26 protein-coding genes are annotated in these 24,879 nt (G+C 55.6%); 25 read left to right on the forward strand and 1 reads right to left on the reverse strand.

Features of this window, described 5'->3' with window-relative positions; all coding sequences use genetic code 11:
• Window positions 1-58: 58 nt before the first annotated feature.
• From HMPREF0576_RS03040 to nusB, 12 genes are all read left to right on the forward strand, one after another.
• Window positions 59-415: a DUF948 domain-containing protein gene (locus tag HMPREF0576_RS03040; protein ID WP_036324192.1), complete on the forward strand. Its 357-nt coding sequence runs from the start codon at window positions 59-61 to the stop codon at window positions 413-415.
• Window positions 416-423: 8 nt separating this feature from the next.
• Complete coding sequence (locus HMPREF0576_RS03045) at window positions 424-717, forward strand: hypothetical protein (RefSeq protein ID WP_004010653.1); 294 nt, start codon at window positions 424-426, stop codon at window positions 715-717.
• A 105-nt stretch (window positions 718-822) separates the two neighbouring features.
• Window positions 823-3,510, forward strand: coding sequence for an alanine--tRNA ligase (gene alaS, locus HMPREF0576_RS03050; RefSeq protein ID WP_004010654.1), 2,688 nt, complete (start codon window positions 823-825; stop codon window positions 3,508-3,510).
• 59 nt (window positions 3,511-3,569) lie between these two features.
• Window positions 3,570-4,028 (forward strand): Holliday junction resolvase RuvX, encoded by a 459-nt coding sequence (gene ruvX / locus HMPREF0576_RS03055; RefSeq protein ID WP_004010655.1) that lies wholly within the window; start codon window positions 3,570-3,572, stop codon window positions 4,026-4,028.
• A 24-nt stretch (window positions 4,029-4,052) separates the two neighbouring features.
• Window positions 4,053-5,531 carry an endolytic transglycosylase MltG gene (gene mltG, locus HMPREF0576_RS03060; protein ID WP_004006778.1) on the forward strand — a complete coding sequence of 493 codons (1,479 nt, stop codon included), beginning with the start codon at window positions 4,053-4,055 and terminating at the stop codon, window positions 5,529-5,531.
• 6 nt (window positions 5,532-5,537) lie between these two features.
• Window positions 5,538-6,380 (forward strand): shikimate dehydrogenase family protein, encoded by an 843-nt coding sequence (locus tag HMPREF0576_RS03065; protein WP_036324197.1) that lies wholly within the window; start codon window positions 5,538-5,540, stop codon window positions 6,378-6,380.
• A 74-nt stretch (window positions 6,381-6,454) separates the two neighbouring features.
• Complete coding sequence (locus tag HMPREF0576_RS03070; RefSeq protein ID WP_004010657.1) at window positions 6,455-7,138, forward strand: prepilin peptidase; 684 nt, start codon at window positions 6,455-6,457, stop codon at window positions 7,136-7,138.
• Window positions 7,139-7,177: 39 nt separating this feature from the next.
• Entirely contained in the window at window positions 7,178-8,455 is a 1,278-nt protein-coding gene (gene aroC, locus HMPREF0576_RS03075) for a chorismate synthase (RefSeq protein ID WP_004010658.1), read from the forward strand.
• Window positions 8,452-10,062 carry a 3-dehydroquinate synthase gene (gene aroB, locus HMPREF0576_RS03080; RefSeq protein WP_004010659.1) on the forward strand — a complete coding sequence of 537 codons (1,611 nt, stop codon included), beginning with the start codon at window positions 8,452-8,454 and terminating at the stop codon, window positions 10,060-10,062. The genes aroC and aroB overlap by 4 nt, the downstream gene beginning before the upstream one ends.
• Window positions 10,059-10,505 (forward strand): hypothetical protein, encoded by a 447-nt coding sequence (locus HMPREF0576_RS03085; RefSeq protein ID WP_245527316.1) that lies wholly within the window; start codon window positions 10,059-10,061, stop codon window positions 10,503-10,505. Before aroB ends, HMPREF0576_RS03085 begins: the two co-directional genes overlap by 4 nt.
• A gap of 71 nt (window positions 10,506-10,576) precedes the next feature.
• Window positions 10,577-11,140 (forward strand): elongation factor P, encoded by a 564-nt coding sequence (gene efp / locus HMPREF0576_RS03090; protein WP_004006784.1) that lies wholly within the window; start codon window positions 10,577-10,579, stop codon window positions 11,138-11,140.
• Between the two features lie 71 nt (window positions 11,141-11,211).
• Entirely contained in the window at window positions 11,212-11,787 is a 576-nt protein-coding gene (gene nusB, locus HMPREF0576_RS03095; protein ID WP_004010661.1) for a transcription antitermination factor NusB, read from the forward strand.
• Window positions 11,788-11,796: 9 nt separating this feature from the next.
• Here the strand turns inward: nusB and HMPREF0576_RS09500 are convergent, their stop codons facing one another.
• Complete coding sequence (locus HMPREF0576_RS09500) at window positions 11,797-12,015, reverse strand: hypothetical protein (protein WP_236585885.1); 219 nt, start codon at window positions 12,013-12,015, stop codon at window positions 11,797-11,799.
• A 183-nt stretch (window positions 12,016-12,198) separates the two neighbouring features.
• On the opposite strand from HMPREF0576_RS09500, the gene pyrR reads away from it, so the two are divergent.
• From pyrR to HMPREF0576_RS03165, 13 genes are all read left to right on the forward strand, one after another.
• Entirely contained in the window at window positions 12,199-12,768 is a 570-nt protein-coding gene (pyrR, locus tag HMPREF0576_RS03105; RefSeq protein WP_370446370.1) for a bifunctional pyr operon transcriptional regulator/uracil phosphoribosyltransferase PyrR, read from the forward strand.
• A gap of 5 nt (window positions 12,769-12,773) precedes the next feature.
• Window positions 12,774-13,742, forward strand: a complete 969-nt coding sequence (locus tag HMPREF0576_RS03110) for an aspartate carbamoyltransferase catalytic subunit (RefSeq protein ID WP_004010663.1) — start codon at window positions 12,774-12,776, stop codon at window positions 13,740-13,742.
• On the forward strand, window positions 13,739-15,049 hold the full coding sequence (locus HMPREF0576_RS03115; protein WP_004010665.1) for a dihydroorotase: 1,311 nt from the start codon (window positions 13,739-13,741) through the stop codon (window positions 15,047-15,049). The genes HMPREF0576_RS03110 and HMPREF0576_RS03115 overlap by 4 nt, the downstream gene beginning before the upstream one ends.
• A 367-nt stretch (window positions 15,050-15,416) precedes the next feature.
• Window positions 15,417-16,307, forward strand: coding sequence for an orotidine-5'-phosphate decarboxylase (gene pyrF, locus HMPREF0576_RS03120; protein WP_004010666.1), 891 nt, complete (start codon window positions 15,417-15,419; stop codon window positions 16,305-16,307).
• An 84-nt stretch (window positions 16,308-16,391) separates the two neighbouring features.
• Window positions 16,392-16,703, forward strand: coding sequence for an integration host factor, actinobacterial type (gene mihF / locus HMPREF0576_RS03125; RefSeq protein ID WP_004006792.1), 312 nt, complete (start codon window positions 16,392-16,394; stop codon window positions 16,701-16,703).
• Window positions 16,703-17,275, forward strand: a complete 573-nt coding sequence (gene gmk, locus HMPREF0576_RS03130; RefSeq protein WP_004010667.1) for a guanylate kinase — start codon at window positions 16,703-16,705, stop codon at window positions 17,273-17,275. The genes mihF and gmk overlap by 1 nt, the downstream gene beginning before the upstream one ends.
• A gap of 47 nt (window positions 17,276-17,322) precedes the next feature.
• Entirely contained in the window at window positions 17,323-17,691 is a 369-nt protein-coding gene (gene rpoZ / locus HMPREF0576_RS03135) for a DNA-directed RNA polymerase subunit omega (protein WP_004006794.1), read from the forward strand.
• The gene (locus tag HMPREF0576_RS03140; protein WP_004006795.1) at window positions 17,678-18,265 is read left to right on the forward strand and encodes a flavoprotein; all 588 of its coding nucleotides are present in this window, start codon (window positions 17,678-17,680) and stop codon (window positions 18,263-18,265) included. The genes rpoZ and HMPREF0576_RS03140 overlap by 14 nt, the downstream gene beginning before the upstream one ends.
• An 18-nt stretch (window positions 18,266-18,283) precedes the next feature.
• Window positions 18,284-18,943 (forward strand): phosphopantothenoylcysteine decarboxylase domain-containing protein, encoded by a 660-nt coding sequence (locus tag HMPREF0576_RS03145; protein ID WP_004006796.1) that lies wholly within the window; start codon window positions 18,284-18,286, stop codon window positions 18,941-18,943.
• Between the two features lie 9 nt (window positions 18,944-18,952).
• Window positions 18,953-20,146 (forward strand): methionine adenosyltransferase, encoded by a 1,194-nt coding sequence (metK, locus tag HMPREF0576_RS03150; RefSeq protein WP_004006797.1) that lies wholly within the window; start codon window positions 18,953-18,955, stop codon window positions 20,144-20,146.
• 97 nt (window positions 20,147-20,243) lie between these two features.
• Complete coding sequence (locus HMPREF0576_RS03155; RefSeq protein WP_004010668.1) at window positions 20,244-22,295, forward strand: primosomal protein N' family DNA-binding protein; 2,052 nt, start codon at window positions 20,244-20,246, stop codon at window positions 22,293-22,295.
• 52 nt (window positions 22,296-22,347) lie between these two features.
• Window positions 22,348-23,313 carry a methionyl-tRNA formyltransferase gene (fmt, locus tag HMPREF0576_RS03160; RefSeq protein ID WP_004010669.1) on the forward strand — a complete coding sequence of 322 codons (966 nt, stop codon included), beginning with the start codon at window positions 22,348-22,350 and terminating at the stop codon, window positions 23,311-23,313.
• Complete coding sequence (locus tag HMPREF0576_RS03165) at window positions 23,310-24,872, forward strand: RsmB/NOP family class I SAM-dependent RNA methyltransferase (RefSeq protein ID WP_004010670.1); 1,563 nt, start codon at window positions 23,310-23,312, stop codon at window positions 24,870-24,872. The genes fmt and HMPREF0576_RS03165 overlap by 4 nt, the downstream gene beginning before the upstream one ends.
• The last annotated feature ends 7 nt before the right edge of the window (window positions 24,873-24,879 follow it).

Here is a 24,879-nt window from a genome sequence, read left to right on the forward strand (position 1 = left end):
GGCGCAAATCGCGCCGAAAACGCGGAAATGGGTCGCTATACCGGGACAGGAGAATGACATGATTGGTGAAATTGCCGGGATTATTGCCGCCGTGACTTTTGCGGTATTGGTGCTGGTTTTGGCAGTGCCGCTGTGGAAACTGGGCGGAGTTTTTTCCCAACTGGAGCAATCCATTAAAGCAATCGGAGATGAAACGGTCGTGGCGGTCAAACAGGGGCAGACTTCTTTGGATCAGGTCAATAACCAGTTAGAACGGGTCGATTCTATGACCTCGGCAGCGAATCGTTCCGTCGAGGATCTCTCGGCATTGACGACCTTGTTTACGGCGACGCTCGGTCGACCGCTGATTAAAGTCGCGGCGTTTAGCTACGCGGTGCGTAAAGCTATGGGTATTGACCGAAAGAATGCGAAGTAGGGGGAGGAATGTCGAATACGGCAAAAGTAGTGGGAACGACGCTGCTCCTTTCGGCAGGAGCGGCGCTGGCGGCATACTTCACCGTGACCCCGTTCCGGCAGACTGTTGATCAGATGACCGAGCGTTTCCGTGCGGATATGTCGCAGCGTGAGGGGGAACTCATCGAGGCTCTCAGCTCCAGTGATTCAGAAATCGAACAGGCTCGTGAGACCTGGAACGCTCGGAAGGACGACGGCGCGGGTTTCAAAGTTGGACGCGGACGCCACCGTGACTCTGCTGCAGATGATGACCTGGACTTTTAATTACATTCATCGACAATAAACGAAAGCCACCCGGAACCAACCGACCGGGAGACTAGGACAGATAATTCCGGGAACAGCCCGGAGCTGAAAGAAAGAAACATATACATGCGTACTGCGGAAGTTCGTCAGCGTTGGCTGGATTTTTTTGCAAAGAATGGTCACGAGGTTCGTCCCTCGGTGCCACTTATTTCTCCCGACCCCTCGATTTTGTTCACTATTGCGGGGATGGTTCCGTTCATTCCTTACATTGTGGGGACTGAACCGGCACCGTGGCCGCGAGCCACATCGGTGCAAAAGTGTATTCGCACTAACGATATTGATGAGGTCGGGAAGACCACTCGTCACGGTACTTTCTTTCAGATGTGCGGGAACTTTTCTTTCGGTGACTACTTTAAGGAAGGTGCTTCGAAGTTTGCCTGGGACCTGCTGACCGGCAGTCAAAAGGACGGCGGTTACGGTCTGGACGGCGACAAGCTTTGGGTCACCATTTGGGAGCAGGACGAAGCCGCTTGGGACATTTGGACTCGGCAAATCGGTCTGGACCCTACCCACGTCCAAAAACTTCCGCGCGAAGAAATCTTTTGGGATACCGGTCAGCCCGGTCCTGCCGGTCCCTGTGCGGAGATTCACTTGGATCGCGGTCCCGAATACGGTCCCGAGGGCGGTCCGGAAGTTGACACACAAGGCGACCGCTACCTAGAACTGTGGAACCTGGTTTTTGATGAATTTCTCCGTGGCGAGGGCACTGGGAAGGATTACCCACTGCTGGGTAAGCTCGACCAGACCGCTATCGATACAGGCTTGGGCTTGGAACGTCTGGCTTTCGTCCTCCAAGGCAAAGACAACATGTACGAAATCGACGAAGTGTTCCCCGTCATTGCCGCCGCTCAGGATATGTCTGGACGTCGCTACACCTCTAGTACTGACCAGATGGATGTGCATTTCCGTATCGTGGCTGATCATGTGCGTTCCAGCCTGATGTTGATTGGCGATGGGGTTCGTCCCAGCAATGAGGGGCGAGGCTACGTGCTGCGCCGCTTGATGCGCCGCGCAGTCCGTTCCATGCGACTGTTGGGCGTATCCGAGGCTGTCATGCCACAGTTGTTACCGGCTTCCATGAATGTGATGAAAGCCTCCTATCCGGAACTGGAAAAGGACTGGGATACTATCTCCGAAGTGGCTTATGCCGAGGAGGACGCTTTCCGTCGCACCCTCGATGCCGGAACCGTCATCTTGGATACCGCGGTGGCGAAAGCGAAACAATCCGGTGCGGCTCTGAGCGGCGATGATGCTTTCCAACTGCATGACACTTATGGTTTCCCCTTGTCCCTGACCTTAGAAATCGCAGCGGAAGCCGGAGTTAAGGTGGACGAGAAACGTTTCACTGAGCTGATGAATGAGCAAAAGCAGCGTGCCCGAGCGGATGCCGTTGCCAAAAAGACCGGTCACGTGGACACACACGTTTATCACGAGTTGGCTGCGAAACTAGGCGAAAACAACACGGTGGAGTTCCTGGGATACACCGAAACCAGCGCTCCGGCGCGAGTGGTCGGCATCTTGCAGGACGGCAAACCGGTACCGGTCGCGACAGCGCCAGCTACCATTGAAGTCTTGCTAGATCGGACCCCGTTCTATGCCGAAGCCGGCGGGCAACTGGCTGACCAAGGTCAGATTACTTTCGCTGGTGGTGGCGTACTGGATGTGGCTGATGTCCAGGCTCCCGTGAAGGGATTGCCGATGCACCGGGGAACTTTGACGGAAGGTCAGGTCACCCTCGGTGAGGACGCTCAAGCCACGATTGATGTGGAGCGTCGTGGAGCGATTGCACGGGCGCACACCTCTACCCATGTCATTCACCAGATTCTGTTGGATTCTTTAGGACAGGGCGCGACTCAAGCGGGGTCGGAAAATGCTCCCTGGCATGTCCGGTTTGATTTCCGCAATGCGAAGGCTCTCCCTGATTCTTTAATGGCAGACATTGAGGCGGAAGCTAACGAACGGGTACAGACCAATATGACTGTTACCGACTACCAGATGCCGATTGAAGAAGCTCGCAAGACTGGTGCCCAGGCAATTTTCGGGGAAAAGTACGGCAAGATTGTGCGGATTGTTGATATTGGCGACGGTTGGTCCAGGGAGTTCTGTGGCGGCACTCACGTGCCGTTGACTGGGCATATTGGGTCTATTGCGTTACTGGGAGAATCCTCAATTGGCTCTGGGGTACGGCGTATCGAAGCGTTGGTTGGAAACGGTGCGTCGGGATTCCAAGCGAAAGAACACGCGTTGGTGTCTCAGGTCACGCAGCTGGTCGGCGCCAAGCCGGAAACCCTGGTGGAACGGATTACTTCCCTAATGGATCGGCTTAAGACCGCGGAAAAAGAACTCGAAAAGACCCGGTTGGCAGCATTGCTGTCCAATCTGGACGACTACGCTAAATCTGCTGAAACGCTGTGTGGCGTACAGGTCATTCACCAGGTCGCCCCAGCAGGTTCTGTGGACGACTTGCGTCAAGCAGCCACCACTTTGCGAGCACGATTCTCTAACGCAAATCCGGCGGTCGTTGCTTTGGCAGCCGTTATTGGCGGAAAACCAATGCTGGTTGTGGCAGTGAACGAAGCGGCTCGTGAAAAGGGCGTGAAAGCTGGGGCGCTGGTAAAGGCCGGTGCCGCTGCGATGGGCGGTGGCGGCGGCGGCAAGGATGACTTGGCGCAAGGTGGTGGAGCCCCCACTGGGAAACCCGAAACCGGTCTGAATGCCCTCGTGGATACCTTGCGGACCATACTCACGAAGTAAGCAACTTGTCGGTTCGGGCTGGTCCCGAGCCGACAAGTCGAGAGGAGATAGCGCACAGGATGGTTGCCGGAAACTTTCTCGCCATAGACGTGGGCAAGGCGCGCATCGGAGTCGCCCGCTCGGTGTCGGGTACCTCCTTGGCTCTACCGGTGAAGACTCTGCAGGTGCAGCCGGACGGTTCTGAACTGGATGAACTGTTGGCAATCATTACGGACAGTAACCCTGCAGCTGTGTTTGTGGGCTTGCCGAAACTGATGAGTGGCAAAGAAGGCGAGGCGGCGCGGATGGCACGGTCTTATGCCCGGCGTTTAGTGCGGCGACTTGGTGAGCTACCGGTGCATCTCATTGATGAACGATTGAGCTCGGCTGATGCGCACGCCAAACTGCAACAAGCGGGAGTCTGCGCCCGCCGCCAAAAGGAGATGGTTGACCAACTTGCTGCCGTGACCATCCTCACGCGAGCTTTAGAAACTTTAACTCAAACAGGAAACTTACCTGGTGAGTTGGTTATCATTTAGTAAACCACGGAACAAGGGAAGTACATGTCAGAAACTGAAGATTTAGCTTCGATGGGACCCCGACGCCGACGTCGGTATTTGGCTCAACACGGTCAGGCTGCCTTGAGTCAGCTTGACTCGCAGTCTCCCGCGACCTCGGCACTTCCACCCGAGGCGGCTCTTCCGCAGACTCCAATACCGGCGTCGCCTTTCGTCGCATCTCCGTACACAACGGTTCAGCCAGAACCACACGAACTTCCCAACTTTCGTGACTACCACGAGGAACCTCACCCCCCGTCTTTTCCCCGCGTGACCCCAGACATACCCCCAGCCGCAGACACGACCTGGGAATCTCTGTTACAGGACACGCAGGTTACTCCCGCCGAGCAACCTGAAGTTACTCTGAGTGACAATCGTCGGCGTGATAAGCGATCCCGAATTCGGCGCCGTAAAACTATGCGCAATCGCACTTTTATCATCCTGGCTATAGTCGTGACGCTGCTGGTGATAGCGATTGTTTTTGGTGCCATCATCTTCAACCGTTGGTTGAGCGCAAAGGGAGCCGATTATGAAGGCAGCGGCACCGGTCAGGTCATGGTGACCGTTCCCGAGGGTGCTCTGGGGTCAGACATTGGTAGCATTCTGGCTAAAGCGCAGGTCGTAGCCTCTTCACAGGCTTTCTTTAATGCCTGCCGTGACCAAGAGGCGGCGTGTTCTGCGATTCAGCCCGGAACTTATGCCATGGCTAAACACATGTCTGCCGTCAACGCTTTGTCAATCTTGATTGACAAAGCAAACCGGGTCGATGATCAAATTACGATTGGTCCCGGTCTGACAAAGTGGCAGGTCAAAGAGCAGCTAGTCAACACTGCTGGATTCAGCGATGCAGACGTGGAGGCAGCTTTTGCCAAAGCTCCAGGGCTACCCAAAGTCGCCGGGGGAAATATCGAAGGCTGGTTAGCTCCCGGAACGTACCTGGTGGGACCTGGTCAGGACGCGACCGAAACGGTGCGCCAGATGGTGGCAGCGAACGTGAAACGGCTGCGAGAGTCAGGAATTCCTGAAGACCAGTGGGAGACCTTCCTCACTAAGGCATCTATCGTCCAGCGTGAGGGCAGTGACCTGCAAAAACAGGACTATGCAAAGATTGCTCGGGTTCTGGAAAACCGCATGGATACGAGCAAAGAAACCGTCGGGTTCTTGAACATGGATTCCACGGTTATCTACGGCTTGGGTGAAGCCTCGAAATCGCGCAAAATTCCGACCTCCGGTGAGGTTGCTGACGCTTCCAATCCGTACAATACTTACCGTCACAAGGGGCTTCCGCCGGGACCTATCGGGGTCGTGGGTCAGGACGCTTTTGACGGTACCCACAACCCGCCACCGGGAGACTGGCTTTACTTCACCACGGTAGATTTGAACACTGGTGAAACCCGTTTCAGTGCGACCATGGAGGAACAGAAAGCCAATGTGGAGTTGTTGAAACAGTTCTGTAAGGATCACTCCAATATTTGTAAAGGGTAGCGGGTCGTGCCGTACTGTTTGGTCCTGGGAGACCCAATTTCACATTCTTTGTCTCCCGTCATACATCTTGCAGCGTATCGCGAACTGGGTTTGAACTGGGATTTTCGGCGCCAACAGGTTCAGCGGGGGACACTCAATGCATTCCTGTCCGGAGCGGATACCCAATTGCGTGGCTTGGCGGTGACCATGCCTCTGAAGCCAGAAGCGCTGCAGGTTGCCACTTTTGCTGACGGTTTGGCTAAAGCTACCGGCGCGGTTAACACCCTGGTCCCGGCTACGGGAGGGGACTGGACTGGATTTAATACTGACGTCCGGGGCATTGTCGAGGCTTTTCGGGGAGCTACCGGGGAGGAATTGCCGTCAACGGGCAGCGCGGTTATCTTTGGCTCGGGCTCCACAGCGGCTTCTGCCCTAGCGGCTTGCGCAGAGCTGGGGATGAAAGAACTGACCATAATTTCGCGGAATACGGAACAAACGGGGGCAGCCTTTCAAGCCGCACGACGGATGGGCTTGTGCATTTCCGCAGTGGCGTGGCACCAGACCGAGGCGGTCAACCTAGCCCTGAGCGCGGCACGCCTGCTGATGGGAACAGTTCCCGCCCCCGTCCAAGATGCCCTGCCCATGGCGCAGCTGCGGATTAATCCGAATTCGATATTACTGGACGCGGCTTACGCACCGTGGCCGACTCCGGTCGCCCGCTGGGCAAAGTCCTGCGGTGCTCAGATTATCCCTGGTTGGGAAATGCTGCTGCACCAAGGCGTCGCTCAGGTTAAATTGTTCACCGGAGAGGAAATTGACGCTGCGGTTTTACGCCCCACTTTGCTGAAAGTCGTCAACTCCACAGATTAGAATAAGTGCGAGCTTTGTCTCATGATTTGCAGGCTCCCTATGCAGTTACAGCGCAGTAACGAGAGAGAGGACCGATGCTCTGGCACGTTTTGACATGGATTTTTAGCGGAATTTGGGGTTTTGTGGTGGGCGCACTGACCACCAAAATCCTGCGTCAACGCCATCTCGAACTGCCAGATTTGCATTACCTACCGTTTTCACTGTGCCTCACCTTTGTTACGGTATTAATTAACGTCGCCCAGTGGCTCATTCTGGAATACTTTTCAAACGACATGTGTTGCACGCATCTGTTGCTTACGCTACCGGTGTATTTGAGTACCGCTCCGTTCTGTGCGTTATTCCTGACTGACGCCCGCTATCGGCTGCTGCCGAACCGGTTGCTGGGATTGGGAGCGGCTATGCTTCTGCCTCTGTTGAGTATTGTCGCCATAATCCTGCATGACCCGGAGGCGCTGGCACGGGTCTGGGGTCTGTCTTTGGCTATGGGGTTGGTTCTGGCTTTCGCCACGCATTTCGGTTTAGGGATGGGAGACGTCAAACTCGGAGCGCTACTCAGTGCCTGGTTAGGTCTTTATGATTGGTTTGCACCCCTGGTCATGCTGCTGTTGGCATCCTTTTTAGCCGGAGTGTTTGCCCTAATTCTCATCATCAGCAAGAAGCTCGATTTAGACAATGACATTGCTTTTGGTCCCTGGCTCATCACGGGTGCGTTCATTACGTGGGTCGTGTATCTCCCTTCGATATTGGATGGTATCTAGCTGGGGTTGCTATCACGAGGGCGGGGCATCCGGTTCGGGATGTTTTGCGAAATGTGGCAAGATGAACTCATGCTGGAATGTGTCACTGCGGGGGAATCGCACGGAGCTGCCCTGGTCGCTGTGCTCAGCGGGTTACCTGCGGGCATTGAAATCACCACTGATACCCTGACTAAAGCCCTGGAACAACGGAGAAGGGGATACGGCAGGGGAGCGCGCCAAAAGTTTGAGCAGGACGTGGTGACCATCCTGTCGGGGTTGCGTCACGGAAAAACGTTGGGTTCTCCGGTAGCTGTAGAAATTAAGAACACAGAATGGCCCAGATGGCAGACTGTCATGAGCCCGGACCCGGTGCCTCGTCGGGCGCTGCTTCGGGACGCGGGGCGAGGCGACGTGCGTGAGGTGGCACGGAACCAGAAACTTACGAAACCGCGGCCGGGACATGCTGATTTTGCAGGCATGATGAAGTACGGCTTCGCTGATGCCCGTAATGTGTTGGAACGTTCTTCGGCTCGCGAAACCGCTGCCCGGGTGGCGTTGGGGGCTTTTGCGCAAGCATTTCTGGATCAGGTCGCAGGTATTCGTATAGTGTCTCATGTCACATCCCTGGGACCGGTTTCGGTTTCTCTGCGTGCCCCGGTGCCTCGACCAGAAGATGTGGATTATCTGGATCGTGACCCGGTGCGCTGCTTGGATCCGCATACGTCTGAACAGATGGTGCAGGCTATCGACCAAGCGCAGCATACGGGTGACACTTTGGGAGGAGTGATTCAGGTCATTGCTTACGGGGTGCCGGTTGGTTTAGGCTCTCACGTGAGCCGCGACCGCCGGCTGGATGCGCGTCTCGCCGCTGCCTTGGTTTCTATGCAAGCTGTAAAAGGGGTAGAAATTGGTGCTGCTTTCCTGCAAGCCTCCCTGCCGGGCAGCAAAGCTCACGACCCTCTCTACCGTGGTGACCAGCCCGCTGAGGCAAACACCGGCTTGGGCATGATAGTGCGCCCCAGTAACCTGGCAGGTGGCATCGAAGGCGGAATGTCCAACGGCAATCCGATTGTGGTCTCTGCTGCGGTGAAACCTATCTCTACAGTGCCCCACGCCCTACCCACCCTGGATGTGGCAGATGGCAGCCCTGCAACCGGGTTACACCAGCGTTCGGATACAACCGCCGTGGTACCGGCGGCGGTCATCGCGCAGTCCGAAGTTGCCCTGGTGCTGGCTGATGCTCTGTTGGAAAAAACTGGCGGGGATTCGGTCGCGGAGTGTTCGCGAAACTTATGGGCTTATTTGGACGAAGTCACCCAAAGGAACACATTTTCATGACTCGCAAGATTGTTTTGATGGGATTACCAACCTCTGGTAAGACCAAAACTGCCAGGCTGTTGGCTCAAATGTTGCACGCCACCTGGGTTGATACCGATTTAGAAATTGAGCGGCGTTTCGGCAAAGCTATTCCTTGGATTTTTAAAGAACTTGGGGAGGAAGGCTTTCGCGCCCTCGAATATGCGGTGGTACGGGATGTTCTGCGCGGACCAGCTCAGATTGTTTCCCTGGGAGGTGGTGCCCCAACCTATGTCCCGACCCGTGAGTTGCTGCATGGACACACTGTCTACTATCTGAAAGCGGATCCAGACTTTCTGGTGGACCGTCGGAGGGGACGTGCCGGGCGTCCTGGATCACATAAAGGCACCCAAGTCCGTCCTTTGCTGGCAGGCGACTTGCGGAAACGGATGCATGAGCTGTATCGGGAACGAAGAGATATTTATGAAAGCATCGCTTCGGTGGTCATCGACGCGCAGCGCAAAAGTGGCGAAATAGCAAATGCCATTATCACGCAGGAAGAAACTCTGGCTGGTCGTCTCTGGGTGTCTACTCCGAGCCAACCCTATGCCGTCAGTTTCGGGCAAGATTTAAATTCTCAGGTGACCGACTTGATGAAGGCTCACACGAAAAAAGTTTTGGTGTTGAGCGCGCCTCCGGTCGCATCGGCAGCAAACAGTTTAGCGCTGCACCTAGATTCGTTGGGCAAACACGTCACCGTGAAAGTGTTGCCTGACGGAGAGGCTGCTAAGCAGCTTCCGGTGCTTTCTGAAGTATGGGAAGCAGCTGCCAGTGCCGGTCTGGAACGCCGCGATTTAGTGGTTGCCCTGGGCGGAGGAGCCACTACTGATTTGGGTGGTTTCGCGGCTGCGACCTGGCTACGCGGCATTGACCTCATCACGGTGCCGACCACCCTGCTGGCGATGGTTGATGCCGCAGTTGGAGGCAAGACTGGTATTGATTGGAGTACCGGGAAGAATTTGGTGGGAGCGTTTTATCCTCCCATCGGGGTGGCGGTGGATTTCACGACTTTGCGGACGCTCTCTCCCCAGCATCTGCGAGAAGGCTTAGCGGAGGCTCTGAAGTGTGGGTTTATCCGCGACCAACAGATTCTAGACATTGCTCAGGATAATGCGCCGGCGCTGCTGGATCCCGATTCCCCTTCGCTTCGCGAAATTATTCGGCTGGCTGTCACGGTAAAAGCCGACGTGGTATCTGCCGATTTATATGAATCAGGGCAGCGGGAACACCTGAATTACGGTCATACTTTGGCGCACGCCATAGAACGGGTAGAGGACTACCGTTTCCCCCACGGTCTAGCAGTGTCTATTGGGATGGTGTTTGCGGCAAACCTCGCCACGGTGCTGGGTTTAGGCTCAAAAGACTTGTCTGCGCGCCTGCGTGAGCAGCTGGAAGCTGTCGGTCTGCCCACCACCTATACCGACCACACTTTTGCGGAACTATTACCCGTCATGTTCACCGATAAAAAAGTTCGTGGCGGGCAGTTGCGGTTTGTCCTGCTGGAAGATTGGGGCAAACCCGTGGTCGTTCCGGTGGCTGATTCCCAAGCCCTGGTCAAGGCGGCTGAACTGACAGGAATTCCCCTGTGAGTCGACGCTGTTCGCTAGCTTTAGTGTCTCTGCCGGGAGCTCGTCTGCAGGAGTTGGCACAGGCAATTTCGCCGAACCTCGGGCTGCCCGTAATAGGTTCAGAGGACTTCGGTTCCTGGTCGCCACACTGCGCTCCCGCCGTGTTCGTGCTGCCCTCTGACGTGCTCGAGAGCGGGGCAACTGACCGGGTAGATGACTTTCGGCACGCCGGGAATCCGGTCTTTTTCCTGGATTTGCCGTGGGAGGACTCGTGGCACGCGATGAACCCGGAGAATCTCCATGACCCCAACGGATTGCCTTGGCGCGCAGCCTATCGTCGCTTAGCCAATAGCCGTCGCGAGCAACTCATGGCGCACGCTGACCACACGGTCGACGTGGACGGTACTTTCACAGAATTGGCGCACCGCCTGTTGAAAGTTATTACTGCAAACGGCTATAGTTAGCCAGTGGTCTGCTTTTTCGGTAGACTGTTTGAGCTGATTTTGCTAACTGTTAAGACTGTGAAGGATGAAACGTGGCAACGACTAATGATTTGAAAAACGGCTTGGTGATGAAGATTGACAACCAGTTGTGGCAGGTTGTCGAATTCCAACATGTAAAGCCCGGTAAAGGACCGGCTTTCGTGCGCACCAAGATTAAGAACATCCTTTCGGGCAAAATCGTTGACCGGACCTTTAACGCGGGACTAAAGATTGAAACCGCGACCGTGGATCGTCGCGACATGACCTACTCATACAACGACGGCACCGATTACGTATTCATGGACGAAAAGACCTTCGAAATGGTCAACGTCACCCCTGAAATAGTTGGGGATGCCGCGCACTTCCTGTTGGAAAACCAGAAATGCATCCTGGCTTTCAACGAAGGCAACGTTTTGTTTATCGAGTTGCCCGCTTCGGTCGTGCTTGAGATTTCGCATACGGAACCCGGTCTGCAAGGTGACCGCTCCAATGCGGGCACCAAGCCTGCCACCCTAGAGACGGGATACGACATTCAGGTACCGCTGTTCTTGAATATCGGTGACAAAGTGAAGGTTGATACCCGCTCTGGCGACTACATTTCGCGGGTCACTGATTAATACTGTCGTGGACGCGAGCCGGGGCGCAGGCTTCCGGCTCGCGTTACGCATTTTCGCGAGGGGATGAGACCGTGGGACATAAATTGCCGCGACGCACGCGGGAGCGGGTACGTGCCGTTGACGTGCTGTATGAGGCGCACGTGCGGGGCTGGGACACTCCTGAAGGCATATTTTCTCTGTCTCAGCTGCGTCAAGACGAGACTACCGCCCAAACTCCATTACCGGCGTATGCCGTGGAAATATTGGAAGGCGTGGCGGAGCATTTGGAGCGGATTGACGCAGCTCTAGCTACGTACTCGAAAGCCTGGCCTTTGCATCGGATGCCGGAGGTCGACCTGGCGATTATGCGGGTCGCGGCTTGGGAAATCTTGTTCAATCCTGATGTTACTGGACCGGTCGCTATCACCGCGGCGATGCAAATCGCAGAGGAACGATCGACTGACGAATCGCCGAAATTTATTAACGGTTTGCTGGGCGCCATCGACGACATGAGGGATACGTTGAGCAATACTGAGACTGACCAAACTTTGAGTGGTGAGACAATTGCCAAACTTGAGTCCTCGGTACCTCAGAGCTTCGATACCGTCGCCAAGACCGCAGCGGCGGGCGGTGTTTTGGAACAGATTGACTTAGACAGCCTGGAATAGAGTCCGCAGTTAGTCTCGATTCATCATTTCACGCAAGATGTCCGCGGATTTTTCCGAGTTCTCCAAAGTCTCGTTGATGGTTTGGGCTTTCTGTTGTGCTTTTGCCCACTTTTGGAAACGAGCCGCAGCCTCTGGTGAGTTGTCTGGTTGGGTGACCTCGTTACTCAATCCCGGCTTGTCCTCGTTGCCAAAAAGAAGCTGCATTAATAGCTCGCGTTTCTCGTCCATAACCCTATTATCGGCGATTAATTCCCCGAGTTTAGCCTGAAAACGCCCGATGTTGAGATTTGTGGGCGGTGGTGTGTCTGTTGCGTGCAGAGACACCATAACTGACCCATTTTTCGGCGTCATGGCGTGAGATTCGGAGGTGACAGAAAAAACGTGTACTATTGAGTCGCTATAAAACCTTTAATTTTGCCCTGTGAGGCAGAAAGGAAAAATATGGAAAAAACAGTGTTGGGCAGTGCTGACATTGCCCGTTCGCTGAAACGACTGGCCTTCGAGATAATGGAGAAAAACCAAGGTCTTGAAGATGTCGTTCTGTTAGGAATCCCCACCCGTGGCGTTGATTTAGCCAATCGGTTGGGGTCTTTTTTAAAGGAAAATAATCCCGATACAGACGTCCCGGTTGGCACCTTGGACATCACTCTGTACCGCGATGATCTTTCCCGTCAACCGATACGAGTCCCGAAGCCCACTGTGATGCCCAAGGGCGGCATTGACGGCAAGACGGTCATCCTGGTCGACGATGTGCTTTATTCCGGACGAACCATCCGGGCTGCGCTCGATGCTTTGAATGACCACGGTCGACCTGCCCAGGTGCAGTTAGCCGTGCTGGTGGACCGCGGTCACCGTGAACTTCCGATTCGCGCCGACTACATCGGCAAGAATCTGCCCACGTCACGCGCGGAACAGATACTCGTAAAACTTCAAGACAGTGACGGCGAAGACGCCGTGATTATTGCAGACGGGAAGGAATAAAGACTATGCGACATTTGCTCTCTGCGGCTGATTTGAGCCACGATGATGTCCTGAAAATTTTGGATACTGCCGAAGCTATGGCGATGACCCAGGCTCAAAAGGTGAAAAAACTGCCGACCCTGCGCGGCAAAACCGTGGTCAACCTCTTTTTTGAGAACTCCACCCGCACCCGGATTTCTTTTGAAACCGCTGCCAAGCGTCTCAGCGCGGACGTCATCAACTTTTCCGCGAAAGGATCCTCAGTAGCCAAAGGCGAGTCTTTGAAAGACACGGCTTTGACCCTGCAAGCAATGCGGGTTGACGGTATCGTAATCCGTCATTCCTCCTCCGGAGCGGCTTACCGTTTGGCTAACGCCGGGTGGTCTGACGTGCCGGTGCTTAACGCTGGTGATGGTGAACACCAGCACCCTACCCAGGCTCTGCTCGACGCGATGACACTGCGCCGCCACTACCTCGGTTTGAGCGGCGGTGACTTGGCGGGCAAAGACCTCAATGGAGCCAACGTGGTGATCGTGGGCGACATCCTGCACTCTCGTGTGGCCCGTTCCAATGTGGACCTGATGTCAACTTTGGGTGCCCACGTGACCCTGGTTGGTCCGCCGACCCTGATGCCGGTCGGAGTGGAAAATTGGAAATGTGATGTGAACTACGACTTGGATGCGGCTTTGGCAACCGACCCTGACGCAGTCATGATGCTGCGGGTACAACGCGAGCGTATGAGCTCTGCCGGTGGCGGTTATTTCCCCTCCGTGGTCGAATATCACCGCGCTTACGGTTTGAATAATGTCCGTTTCGCTAACCTGCCGGAACACACGGTAATCATGCACCCCGGTCCGATGAACCGTGGGGTGGAAATCTGCGCCCAAGCCGCAGATTCCGCAAAATCTGTCATTGTTGAACAAGTTGGGAACGGCGTGAGCGTCCGGATGGCTGCCCTCTACCTTTTGCTCGCGCCGGAAGGAGGCCTGCTGTGAAGGAATATTTGATTAAAAACGTAACCCTGCCGAACGGTAAAGGGGCTGACATTGCTGTCAAAGACGGCATTTTTGCAGGGGTAGGAGCCAACGCGGCGGATGCCGTTTCGGCTGGCGCTACCACCATTGATGCCAACGGCTTAGTGGCTCTGCCCGGTCTGGTTGATATGCACACTCACCTGCGCGAACCCGGTGGCGAAGACGCGGAAACAGTCGCGTCGGGGACCCTCTCAGCTGCTTATGGTGGTTACACCTGTGTTCACGCGATGGCTAACACGACCCCGGTTCAGGACAACGCCGGTATCGTCGAGCAGGTTGTCCACTTGGGGAACCTGGCGGGCTGGGTGCAGGTGTGCCCAGTTGGCGCCGTTTCCGCCGGTCTGCAAGGTGAACACCTGGCTGACTTGGGGTCTATGAACCGTTCGGATGCTCACGTCACGGTGTTTTCTGATGATGGTAAATGCGTTTCTGACCCGGTACTGATGCGTCGTGCTCTGGAATACGTGAAAACCTTTGACGGTGTAGTCGCGCAGCACGCCCAGGATCCGCGTCTGACCGAAGGCGCCCAGATGAACGAGTCTCCGCTGTCAGCGGAAATGGGTATGCCTGGATGGCCGGCGGTGGCGGAAGAAGCCATTATCTTGCGTGATATTCAGTTGGCTTCTCACGTGGGTTCACGAGTCCACATTTGTCACGTGTCTACCGCAGGTTCGGTTGACATTGTGCGTTGGGCCAAGAGCCGCGGCATTGCCGTGACTGCCGAAGCCACCCCGCACCATATCTTGCTGACCGAAGATAAGGCGCAAACTTACGACCCGCGCTACAAGGTCAACCCGCCGCTGCGCACCTCTGCGGACACCGAAGCCGTGGTGGCAGGTCTGCTGGACGGCACTATCGACTGCATCGGCACCGACCACGCGCCACATCCTCTGGAAGATAAGGACTGTGAGTGGCAAGCTGGGGCTTGCGGCATGATTGGTTTGGAAACCGCTCTGCCGGTGGTCCAGAAAGTCATGGTCGATACCGGCAAGTTCACGTGGGAGGACGTGGCACGAGTCATGTCCACCGCGCCGGCACACATCGGGCGAGTCAAAGAACAGGGTCAGGGCATCGTCACCGGTAAACCGGCGAACCTGACCTTGTGGGATCCCTCCACACGCCGCACTATTGACCTGAACTCCCAGCATTCCCTGTCCACAAACACACCCTACCTGGGCATGGAGCTGCCCGGTCAGTCGCGGTACACCATGTGGAAGGGCGAGTTCACGATTATGGATGCCACGGCTATCCCGCTCGACCAGCGCTGAAAGTATGACCGTGACGGAACTGCCCAATCTGGGTTGCAATCTGCACGGTTATCCCCGGTCTGTGTCGCCGGGTTATATCTGAACTAAATCGACTTCGAAGGCTTTGTCTAAGTGGGCAAAGCCTTCGAAGTTGCTTAATGAGCGACGCGAAGGAGCTCGAGTTTCAACGCGCGATTCCGATTCCAAATACTTTGCGCCACCAAATAAATTAAAGAGTGGACCGTCGCAGGCAATCTTTTGGGGAAACGTGAACTGAAAATGGAAAAGTTTGTTACCCGGAACCCCGGTAAGGCATAAAATAACTTTTCAAGACGTTCGAGCGTAGTCGCTCGAGCAGATTCTTGACACTAACTGCGAAAGGGAAGCTATGAGCGCTGCGCCGGAAACTAATCCTGTTAAACCCTTCGGGAAACGCTGCTTGGAAACCATTGCGAACCAGGGTCCCCTGTGTGTGGGCATTGATCCTCATCCGGAGCTGCTGGATGCTTGGGGATTGCCACGCAGCGGGGCCGGCGTCTGGGATTTCGCCATGCGCGTGATAGACGCGCTGGGTGATTTGTGTGGATTCTTTAAACCGCAGTCGGCGCTGTTCGAGGAATACGGCACTTCTGGAATCTCTGCGCTCACCGCGACATTGCGGGCGATTCATGATGTCGGGGCAATCAGTATTGCGGATGTGAAGCGCGGTGACATTGGTTCTACTATGAGTGCTTACGCAAGGGCGTATCTGTCAGAAGGACCGTTGGAAGCGGACGCGATGACGTTGAGTCCTTTCTTGGGATTTGAGTCGCTGCGTCCCGCGCTGGACTTGGCAAAACAGAACGGAAAAGGGACTTTTGTGCTCGCGTTAACTTCAAACCCAGAGTCTGCTCCCGTCCAATCAGCGATGATTATGAATGCGGGCGGACAGCCGGTATCTTCCCTGGCTGCGGACATTATGCAACGTGTGGGTGCGGAGAATAACGAGGCGGCACAAGCGGGACACTGGGGTCACGTGGGCATGGTGGTTGGGGCTACTGTAGGGGAGCGGATGCGCGGTCTAGAGCCTTTGCTAGATGCCGCTAATGCGCCCCTGCTGGTTCCTGGTTTTGGAGCCCAGGGTGGAAACACTGAAAGTATCGCCACAGTGTTTGGAAAGGCCACTGAACGGATTATTGTTTCGAGTTCTCGCGGAATTTTACGCTGCGGTCCGGAACCGAGCGCGCTGCAGGCAGCATTCAAAGAAAATTTAGATTCCCTTAAATCCCTAATTTCGTGAAGCAATCCTGTATAGAATGCTCAATAGAGTTGGTCATTGACCAATTCGCGTTCACAAAGAAGTCAGAAAACAGGAGTTTAGCAAATGGCACTTCCTCCACTTACCGCTGAACAGCGCGCAGAAGCTTTGAAGAAAGCGGCTGCGGCGCGTAAACACCGTGCTGAGATTAAAGCTGATTTAAAGAACCGCAAAAAGACGCTATCGCAAATCCTTAAGGCTGCCGAAAAGGACGAAGCCCTAGCAAAGATGAAAGTTCAGTCCTTGCTGGAGTCGCTGCCTCGGGTTGGCGCTAAAACTGCCGCTTTGGCAATGGAAGAAATCGGGATTTCCCCCGCTCGTCGCATTCGTGGTCTGGGACCCCACCAGACTGCCGAACTTATCAAGCGTTTCGGCTGATGGTCGCTGCCGGCTCCGCTGCCCGGCTGTTCATACTTAGCGGACCTACCGCTGTTGGAAAAGGAACAGTGGTAGGTTCGCTTTGTGCGACTTTTCCGGGTGAGTTTTATCTTTCTGTCTCTGCCACCACTCGTGACCCTCGACCGGGGGAAGTGGACGGGCAGTCCTATTTCTTTATGACGAATCCCCAATTTGAGCAGCTTATTGAATCCGGGGGTCTGCTCGAGTGGGCACGAGTCCACGGCAAGAATTATTACGGTACTCCCGCTGACCCGGTCGATGAGGCATTGCGTCAGGGCAAACCGGTTCTGTTGGAAATCGATTTGGCAGGAGCCCGGCAGGTGAAAGCGAAACGCCCGGATGCTCATACCATTTTCCTCAAACCCCCGTCTTGGGAAGAGCTGGTGCGTCGTCTGCAAGGTCGCGGTACGGAATCTTCCGAAGAACAGCTCCTGCGCCTCAATACGGCACGCACAGAACTGGCTGCCGCCACGGAATTTGATGAGATTGTGGTCAATAACGAAGTGCCCGCCACCACCGCGCAACTGGCTAAAATTATGGGTTTGCGCTAGGATAGCTGGGCTGAAGAAACCAAATTCACTATTGAGGGGAAACTTTTATGACCGGAACCGTCGCCCGCCCCGAGGGCATTACCGACCCGCCTATTGATGACCTGTTGGAAAACGTTGATTCCAAGTACGCTTTGGTGGCTTTCGCGGCGGCTCGCGCACGCCAGATTAACACGTACAATCAGCAGCTGGAAGCTGGTTTGTTGGATACTATCGGTCCGCTGGTTGAACACGGTCCGCGAGAAAAGCCACTGTCCATCGCGATGCACGAAATCGCCCAGGGCATGTTGGACATGGAGCTGAAGGGCGATGAGCCCGAGGAAGAAACTCCTGAGGAAGACACGCCGGCACCGGTGGATCCGCTGGCAGCTTTGGCAGCATCTTTCCCCGAGGGGCTGGCGAAAGATGACGACGCCTGATAGCAGCGCCCCCGACGCTCCTGAAAAAACCGTCATTTTGGGGGTGGGCGCCTCCGTGGCTGCTTTCAAAGCCATCGAGGTGCTGCGCAATCTCATTGCTGCCGGCGTTGATGTGTGGGTTTGTCCCACGGTCGATTCCCTCAATTTTGTGGGAAAAGCGACTTGGGAATCCCTAAGTAATCACCCCATTCACACCAACGTATTTCAGACTCCGGACTTCATCACCCACATTACTCTGGCCAGGCAAACTGACCTGTTCCTAACGGTGGGGGCTTCTGCCGATTTGATGGCGCGGTTCCGCGTAGGCATGGCAGACGAGTTTCTCACGCTGGTCGCTCTCGCGGTAAATTGCCCACGTCTCATCGCGCCATCTATGCATCCTACGATGTGGGAGAACCCGGCAACACAGGAAAACGCTGCGGTGCTGCGTGATTGGGGCTGGCATTTTATCGGTCCCGGAACCGGTAAGCTGGCTGACAACACTTATGGCATGGGACGTTTGAGTGAACCTGAAGTCATCTGTGATGAGGTTCTGACACAGCTAGGTGTGAGTGTCCCCGGTTCAAATAATTAGTTTTCACAAGGTCGCCCCATGAGTTTTCGTTCTGTAGTGGTTTCCGCGGGGGGAACCCGCGAGCCTTGGGACGAGGTGCGTTTTTTAGGGAATCGTTCCACCGGGCGCCAGGGTTGCGAAGTGGCTCGGGCTGCCCTTGAGGCTGGCGCAGCGGTCACTCTCGTGGCTGCCAATGTGGAAGCTGCGTTGATTCCTCACGGAGTGACGGTTGTGGACGCGCCTACCGCTGAGGATATGCTGCACCATATGACCGCCTTCTCGCCGCAGGCAGACTTGGTGGTCATGTGCGCCGCAGTAGCTGACTTTCGCCCGATTCGTGTTGCCGGAAAAATTTCCCGCCACGACGCAACAATCCCTACCTTGGAACTGGAACGTACCCCAGACGTCCTTCTGAACCTGATTCGACAGCGGCGCGAAGGACAGACCATTGTCGGATTTGGGGCGTTGGCCGGCAGCGAAGCACAGGTACGGGAGAACGGTCGTAAGAAAGCTCTGGATAAGGGCGCTGACCTGCTGTGTGTTAATCGTGTAGGGGACGGTCACGGCTTTGCGACCGCGACCAACACTTTGATATTTTTTGATTCCCAAGGAAACGAACGAGGTCAAGCCAGCGGCACGAAATTTGAGGTGGCACAAGCTATGTTGCGGCTAGCTGGAGAAATCTCACAAAGTCACTAGAATTAATTTATGAGTAAAAAAGTAACTTTCACATCTGAATCTGTCACTGAAGGACATCCCGATAAGGTTTGTGACCGGATTGCCGACTCAATCCTGGACGCTATTTTGGAACAAGATCCGGCGGCGCACGTTGCGGTAGAAACGTTCGTTACGACCGGACTGGTGCATGTTATGGGTGAGGTGACGACTGAGGCCTACGTGGAGATTCCCCACATTGTGCGCCACGAAATCGCCCAGATTGGATACACGTCCTCGGATATTGGTTTCGATGGACGCAGCTGTGGCGTGATGGTGTCTCTGGGGCAGCAATCGCCAGACATCGAAGCGGGCGTCAGTCATTCTCTGGAAGTGCGTCAGCGTCCGGAAGCCTACGATCCTCTGGACGAGCAGGGTGCCGGGGATCAAGGCATCATGTTCGGCTATGCCTGTGATGAAACCCCGGATTTGATGCCCATGCCGATATGGTTGGCACATAAACTCTCCCAACGCCTGGCTCAGGTGCGCAAAGAGGGAATTGTATCCGGATTACGTCCCGACGGCAAAACTCAGGTCTCTATTGAGTACGAGGACGGGGTGCCACGTGCCCTGTCGACCGTCGTGGTATCCACCCAACATGCTCCCGATCGCACCCAGGCTGAGCTCCATGCCATGGTCGAAGCGGAGGTGATTCGTCCGGTGCTCGACCAGTTGAATATCGAATTGGACACGAAAAACGCGGAAATTTTGGTGAACCCCTCGGGACAGTTCATTATCGGCGGACCTGCTGCAGACTCCGGTTTGACCGGTCGCAAGATTATCGTCGATACCTACGGGGGCATGGCACGTCACGGGGGAGGAGCGTTTTCTGGCAAGGACGCTTCAAAGGTCGACCGTTCTGCGTCTTACGCCCTGCGTTGGATAACCAAGAACATCGTGGCGGCAGGTCTGGCGAAGCGTTGCGAGATCCAAATCGCGTATGCCATTGGTCGAGCCAATCCGGTGTCTCTGTCGGTGGAAACCTTCGGGACCGGAGTCGTGTCGGATGAGGAACTGGCAGCGGCGATTCGTGAGACCTTCGATTTGCGACCTGCGGCCATCATTCGAGATTTGGATTTGACTCGTCCGATTTTCCGCTACACCAGCAACTATGGACATTTCGGACGAGACGGTTTCAGCTGGGAAGAGACCAATCGAGCGCAAGCTCTCAAGGATTATTTTCAGTGAAGCCGACTGCGGGGCAGGGCAGGGTTTTGCCCTGACTATCGGGATGAAATGACAACTGTTAGATTTTCGTCTCCGGGGTATGAGCTGTAATTAAGTCGTGTTTTCTGAACCGATTTTGCCGCTGGACGATTTCGCACCTCCCGAACCTCGGGAGGTGCGGGTCCACGGTGTGGAAAAGCCTGTGGCAGCAGTTCTGCTCAATACGTTTGCTCCTGCTTTGTCTCATCCTCTTGACTTCCTGATTCCTGCGAAACTCGATGCTGTGGCGGTTCCAGGGGTGCTGGTGAAAGTGAAAGTGGGGACGAAACGCTACACCGGGGTCATCGTGGAACGCAAGGATAGTACTGATTGGCAAAAACCGCTGCGGGAAATCGAACGGACTTTGGGTGACCTGCCCTTGTTGGACATCCCCACTCTGGAACTGCTGGAAAATGTCTCTCTGTACTACGGGACGGGACCTTCCGCCCTATTGCGTTACGCCCTGCCGGAGCGGCGAGTCAAGGTAGAACAGGACTTTTCTACCGCCCCTTCCGAGCTGGACCCGATTCCAGTCACCGTGCCACCACCAGAACAAACAACTTGGGCACGCTACGCAGGCGGCGTCGAGTTTTTCTCTGACTTGTGTCAGGGACGCCACCCTCGTGCTGTGGTCAGCGCGTTGCCACTGGGGAATAATCCGCATTTCCAGCCATCGTCGCGATTTCAGCCCATCGCTGAGTTAGTGTCGGCGGCATGGTCGAACGGGGAGCAATCCCTGATAGTGATGCCTACGGTAGAACAAGCCGACGAGGCATATCTGTATTTGCGTGACTACTTCGCCGACTCGGATCAAGTGGTGCTCTACACCTCAGAAATTCCCACTGCAGCTTCCTATGAAACATTTTTGCGTTCGCGTTTCGGGACTGCCGCAGTGGTGGTCGGCACCCGCGGTGCGGTGTTCTTACCGTTGGCGCGCCCCGGTTTGTTTTTTCTCTGGGATGATTTGGCTTGGTCCCTTAGCTCGGACATGTTCCCGAACTTTTCTGCCCGACAAGTCCTGCTGATGCGTTCTCAGCTCTGTGGCATAGCCTTAGTGTTGGCGCATTATTCAGTCAACGCAGGGGATTTGCAGCTCGTGACCCGTCACTTTGCTCGCGGGTTGGCTCCCAATCGCGAGGTCTTGCGCCAATGCACGGGACGATTTGAATTCCTCAGCGAGGATGCTCAGTTGGCAGAAGGGATGACGGGGGCAATGCTCCTACCAAATGCCGCTTTGCGTCTGGTTCGCTGGGGTCTGCAATCCGGACCGGTTTTACTGCTGATTCCCCCCGATGGAGCGTTCTCGGTCGTGAGTTGCGCAAACTGCGGTGCTAATGCTGTGTGTGAAGTGTGTGCTGGACCGTTGACCTTTGAAGGTTCCCGCCTGGTCTGCACCCGCTGTGGTAATGTCCCCGCACACTATGCCTGTTTGCGCTGTGCCAGCACGAAACTGCGCGGTCGCCACCTGCAGTCACGTACCGTGATTGATGATATTGGGCGGGCTTTTTCGGGAGTGTCGGTGTTGGTTTCGCGTCCCGGAAAAGGACGAATTGGTCTCGTAGACGGAGCCTCACGCCTGGTCATAGCCTATCCAGGCGGTGAACCTTTCGCCACGGGGGGATACGAAGCTGCGGTTATCCTGCGGGCTCACATGTGGGCTAATCGGACCGCGTTGTGGACTGCCCAAGAACTCATGCGGCAATTTTTAGCAGCCGGATCCTTGGTAAAACCAGAAGGGCGTATTTTGGTGACCAACCGGATTGATTCGCGTCTGGAACAAGCCCTGGTACGTTGGGATCCCTGGAGTTTTGCTGCCCATGACTTGCGGGAACGCGAAGCGGGTCACTTTGCCCCCGCGTGGCGCACGGCTTTGCTGCAAGGGTCATCACTGAGTGAAGTGTTGGCATTTTTGCGCCAGGATTTCCCCGAAATCATGGTATTTGGTCCGGTTCCCGCACGTGATAATCCCGCACTCAGCACCGCTTTTGTGTCAGTGTCGCTGCGTGATAGCCAAGAATTTGGGCGGGCATTGCGCGCGGTGGAACTCCAAAATGCGCGCGAACGTAAATCCGGTAGTAGCGGTTTGCGTATCGTGGTGGATCCTCCCGATCCTGCCGGTCAAATCGGATAAGTAGTGTCAGCTCCTCGAAAAACCCCAGTTGAACTTAGATAGGATAGATTGCATGCGTATTGTTTTTGCCGGTTCCCCCCCAGTTGCCCTTCCCGTGTTGGAATACCTTGAGCAATCTGCACACGACCTGGTGGCGGTGTTGTCACGCCCGGATGCGCCCTCCGGACGAGGGCGGAAAATGGCTCCGTCAGCGGTATCCAGTTACGCGACTCAGCATGACCTGATGCTTTATCAGCCTAAAACTCTAAAGAATAATGCAGAAGCTGCCACATTTTTGCGTGACCTCCAGCCTGATTTGGGCATCGTCGTGGCTTACGGGGCGATTCTGCCGGCTGACATTTTAGAGATTCCTCAGTTTGGGTGGATTAATATCCATTTTTCACTGTTGCCACGCTGGCGGGGTGCCGCCCCGGTGCAGCGCGCTTTGCAAGCGGGGGATACTGAAACTGGAGTGACGGTATTTCAACTGGAACAGGCTTTGGACACTGGTCCCATTTATGCGACCTGTTCTTATACGGTGCCGGAGCAAGCTACGGCGGGAGACGTATTGCAAGAACTTGCCGAACTCAGCGTCAAACCGCTGGAACAAGCGCTATCCATGATTGCGCGAGGCGTTGCGCCGGAACCGCAATCCGACATCGGCATCACTTATGCGTCGCCGTTGCAGCCAGCAGAAGGTGAAATTGACTGGTCCGCTGCAGATGACACGATTGCCTGCCAGATTAAAGGATTTACGCCTTCTCCGGGAGCCTGGACGATGTGGCAGGGTTCCCGCATGAAATTGGGTGTACTGGAAGTAAATCCGCCCGTAACGATGCCTATCCCGTCTCTGGAACCCGGTCAGATTTTTACCACTCGTCACGAGGTGTGGGTTGGCACCGGTTCCGCCCCTGTTTGTTTAGGCGCGGTGGCTCCCGCCGGAAAAAAACCTATGCCAGCTGACGCGTGGGCGCGTGGAGCCCACCTGGAAAGCGGTGCGAAATTTGAACCTTCGCACTCGATGGGGGGACAAGAGTGAAGCATCCCGGGACATCTTCTGGAGGTAAGCCGCGTACACCGCGCAACCCTGCAAAATCCACGGGCACGGGACGAAATTTCCGTAACTCCCGCACCGGTTACGCCTATCGCAGTAAAACCCGGCGCGACCCCGCTCGTGACGTCGCATTCCAAGCCTTGCGCCGGGTAGACCAAGACCATGCTTACGCAAACTTGGTTTTGCCCGGTCTGATTGAACGAGCACGGTTGCATCGACGTGACGCGGCTTTTGCCACCGAGCTGGTGTATGGCACCCTGCGTTTACAAGGACGCTACGACGCTATCATCGGGCTGCTGAGTGACCGAGACATCGCAGCTTTGGATCCGGAGTTAGTGACGGTGTTGCGGATGGGGATTCATCAGATCCTCCAGATGCGAGTGGAAGATTATGCCGCGGTAGACACCATGGTTGACCTGGCACGCGACCGTTTATCTGCCGGTCCGGCAGGAATGGTAAATGCGGTGTTACGCAAGGTTACGGAACATGACCTGTCCTATTGGCTCGATGCCATCACTTCGGGACTGACCGGAGAAAAAGCCCTGAGTCGAGCGTTTTCCTATCCGGAATGGATTGTGTGGGCGCTGCGCGATGCCCTGGTCGCCACGGGTCGTGATGCCGGTGAGCTACCGGGACTTTTGCACGCCCAAAATCGTCCTGCCTACGTGACCCTGTGCGCCCGACCAGGGTTGATTAGTGCAGATGAGCTGGCGACCGCTGCCGAAACTTATCTCGATGCAGACACACGTTTGGGTGAGCTCTCGGATTGCGCAGTGGTGCTGTCTGGAGGCGACCCGCGGCGGCTGCGTGCGGTGGAGCGTGGTCTCGCCGGGGTTGAGGACGAAGGCTCGCAGCTGGTTGCCAAAGTCTTGGCAGCAGCACCCGTGACGGGGGTGGAGCGGACCTGGGTCGATTTGTGTGCTGGTCCGGGCGGGAAAACGGCACTGCTGGCGGGGCTGGCGCGCTCACGTGACGTTTCTGTCATTGCTAATGAGGTTTCGCCGCACCGGGCTGAATTGGTGCGAGACTCTACGAAAGCATTTACAGACCAAATCGTGCAGGTATTACAAGGCGACGGTCGCGATTTCGGGGGACTTCATCCCGGCAAGGCCGATCGGGTTCTGGTGGATGCACCATGTTCGGGCTTAGGGTCGCTGCGGCGTCGACCGGAAGCCCGGTGGAACAAATCCGCCACCGATTTAAAGGATTTGACCGCCCTACAGCAGGATCTGCTGCGTTCCGCATTGGAAACTGTCAAGCCTGGGGGCGTGGTGGGATACGCGACCTGTAGCCCGCATCTGGCTGAGACCCGCCAGGTGGTAGAAACCACAGTGAAAAATCGCGCGGATTTGCGAGTCCTCGATGCCCCCGCGGTAGCGCGTGAGATTATCGTCAACTCGGAACATGACCTTGGTCCAGGACCGTACCTGCAGCTGTGGCCTGACCGAGACGGTACCGACGCCATGTTCCTGGCGTTGATACAGAAAAAGTCCCCTACAGAAGCACCAAAACAGTCCGAAACAGACCTCGAAATCAGACAATAGAAGAAAG

The organism is Mobiluncus holmesii ATCC 35242, from assembly GCF_000185445.1.
GTDB classification, from domain to species: domain Bacteria; phylum Actinomycetota; class Actinomycetes; order Actinomycetales; family Actinomycetaceae; genus Mobiluncus; species Mobiluncus curtisii.